The sequence below is a fragment of the Pseudomonas sp. S3E12 genome (assembly GCF_001702295.1).
Taxonomy (GTDB): domain Bacteria; phylum Pseudomonadota; class Gammaproteobacteria; order Pseudomonadales; family Pseudomonadaceae; genus Aquipseudomonas; species Aquipseudomonas marginalis.
The window spans coordinates 1-3,161 of sequence record NZ_MBDT01000017.1 but is presented as its reverse complement, the minus strand read 5'-3'; the positions used below and the strand labels follow the sequence as shown (position 1 = coordinate 3,161).

Annotated in this window: 1 protein-coding gene; it reads right to left on the bottom strand. The window is 63.5% G+C overall.

The window, feature by feature from the left end; genetic code table 11:
- Positions 1–3,161 (bottom strand): non-ribosomal peptide synthetase (locus tag BB029_RS14850; RefSeq protein WP_141696548.1); only part of this gene is annotated, 3,161 nt, incomplete at both ends.

Genomic DNA, 3,161 nt, shown 5'->3' with positions numbered 1-3,161 from the left:
TCGGCACTTTGTACAGGGTTTAGCGGGGCTGATGAACGACGCCCAGCCAACCACTGCTCGGCATCCAACGCCCGTGCCGGTACGCTTGCCGGGAAATCCGCCAGCGCCGACTCCAGGCACAGGGCCAGAACCGGCTTGGCATCTTCCAGCATCCACTCGATACGCTCGCGAGGGTGCAACAGGTCCAGCGGCAAGTAGGCCGCTCCTGCCTTGAGCACGCCCCATACCGCCACCACAAACTCCAGCGAACGCGGCAAGGCGAGCGCAACCAGGTCCTGCGCGCCGATGCCTTCGGCCAGCAAGGCATCGGCCAGCCTGTTGGCTTGCTGATTGAGTTGCTCGTAGCTCAGATGACGGCTGCCGTGCTGTACGGCGGTGGCGTGGGGTGTACGCAGCACCTGGTCTTCGAACAACGTCACCAAGTTCTTGGCATCGAACTGCGTAGCCGTGTCGTTCCACGCCTGCAGTACCTGCACGCGCTCCTGATCCTCAAGCAGAGGCAACGCGGCCAGTGCTGTGTCAGGGGCCAGTGCAGCTGCCTCCAACAACATCACCAGGCGCGCCACCAAGCGCTCGACCGTGGCAGGGTCGAACAAGTCCAACCGATACTCCATCACCCCACTCAGGCCTGCCGGGAGGCCATCGCTGTCATGCTCTTCACTGAACAACAGTGACAGATCAAACTTAACGGACGAGTTGCTCAGCGTCACCGGTGCAATGTCCAAACCGGTGAAGGCCAACTGTTCGGACTGCCCCACCAGATTGGCTTCCAGGCTCATGGCCACCTGAAACAGCGCATGGTGCGACAACGAACGCACCGGGTTCAGGGCTTCCACCAGGCGCTCGAACGGTAAGTCCTGGTTCGAGTAGGCCTCCAGGTCCGTGGCTCGCACGCGGTCGACCAGGGTGTTGAAATCCGGATTGCCTTGGGTGTCTGTGCGCAGGACCAAGGTGTTGACAAAAAAGCCGACCAAAGGCTCAAGTGCGTCGTCGACACGCCCTGCCGTCGGGCTGCCGATGGGAATATCGGTACCTGCGCCCAAGCGACTCAACAGCGCGCAGAACCCGGCTTGCAACACCATGAACAACGTGGCCTGACGCGCTCTCCCTACTCCCAGCAAACGCTGGTGCAGCGTCGCGCTCAGGCGAAACTCGACACTGCCTCCCCGCGCTGTGGCGAGCGCAGGGCGACTGCGATCCGTCGGCAAAGCGATCTGTACCGGCAGGTCTTGCAACGCTGTACGCCAGTACGCCAATTGATGAGCTAACGCACTGTGTTCGTCCCCCTCTTCGCCCAGCCACTGGCGCTGCCAGAGGCTGTAATCGGCGTATTGAATCGGCAGGCGTGACCAACCGGGTGCGTGCCCGGCCTTTCGGGCTTGATAAGCCTGGGCCAGGTCACGCACCAGCGGCCATTGCGAGGCGCCGTCAGTGACGATGTGATGCAGCACCACCAGCAACACATGCTCCTGCGGCCCCAACACCAACAGGCTCGCCCGCCAAGGCGGCGACGAGTCCAGCACAAACGGTTCGTTGGCGTGTGCCGCCAAAGTCTGAGGCAGTGTGGCCTCGGTCACGGCCACAGTGCGTAAGGCCGGCTGCAGATCCGTCAGCACCACCTGGGAAGGTTCGCCATCGTGCAGGGCAAAACCGGTGCGCAAGCTCTCATGGCGCTGCGCCAGATCGGCCAGCGCCGCGACCAACGCCTGTTGGTCCAGTGGGCCGCGCAACCGCAAGGCAAAGAACACGTTGTACGTCGACGTCGCGCCTTCCAGTTGCGCCAGGAACCACAGCCGCTGCTGAGCAAACGACAAGGGAATGATTGGCGGCCGTGGCAGTGCTTCAAGCAGCGGGCGCTGCAAACGGGCAGGCTCCAGGTGCGCTTCCAACTGCGCCACCGTAGGCGCTTCAAACAAACTGCGGATCGTGACGTCGACGTGCAGGGTTCCCCGGATCCGGTTGATCAGGCGCATGGCCAACAGCGAGTGGCCGCCCAGTTCGAAGAAGCTGTCGTCCAGTCCCACCTCTTCCAGGCCCAGCACTTCGCCAAACAGTTGGCACAGCACCACTTCCTGCGGCGTGCTCGCTCGCCGGCCGCTGGCAAGCCGCTGCGGTGCCGGCAAGGCCCGCGTATCTAGCTTGCCATTGACCGTGCGTGGCAGGTCATCCAGCAGCATCATCGCCGCCGGCACCATGTAACCGGGCAACCGCTCCGCCAGGTAGTTCTTGAGCGCCTCGGGAGTGACCGCCTCAGCCTCGTGCAGCACCGCATACCCGACCAGTTGCCGAGGCTCGTCACGCAGGATCACAGTCGCCTGCGACACCGCTTCGTGCTGCAACAACACCGCTTCGATCTCTCCCGGCTCGATTCGCACGCCGTTGAGTTTCATCTGCTGATCGGCACGGCCGCGGTAGACGAGAGTGCCGTCGTCGCGCCAACTGCCGAGGTCGCCGGTGCGGTACATGCGGCTACCGGCTTCGCCGTACGGGTTGGCGATGAAGCGTTGCGCCGTCAGACCCGGTTGGTGCAGGTAACCTCGCGCCAGTCCAACACCTGCAAGGTACACCTCCCCCACCACGCCGACGGGCACCGGCTCCAGGTAGTCGTCCAGGATAAACACCTGGTAGTTCGGCAACGGCCGGCCAATCGGCAGCGTGCCATCGTCCATGTCCTCCAGCGTCACCCGGTAGGCAGTGGCATCACAGGTGGTTTCCGTGGGGCCATACAGGTTGGTGATGCGTTGCGCGCTCAGGGTATGGTAGATGGCTTGGCACACACTGGCCGATAACGCTTCGCCCCCTAAAAGCACCTGCCGCACCACCAGCCCCTGGGGCGCTGCCGACAGGGCATGGGCCAGATAAGAGGGCACGCAGCTCAGCACGCTGATGCCCTGGGTGTGCACGTATTCCCAGAAACGTGCGAGGTCGTCGCGCGTCGCGTCGTCGATCACCACGGTGCAACCACCGCAAATCAGCGGTACTGCCAGTTGCACGATCAGCGCATCAAACGACACGCCGCTGAGCAGCGACACGCGGTCGTCAGCACCGATCTCCAGGAAACCGGCAAGGCTTGCGATCTTGTTGGCGATCGCTGCGTGGCTCACCATCACGCCCTTGGGCTGACCGGTCGAGCCCGAGGTATAGACCACGTAGGCCAACTG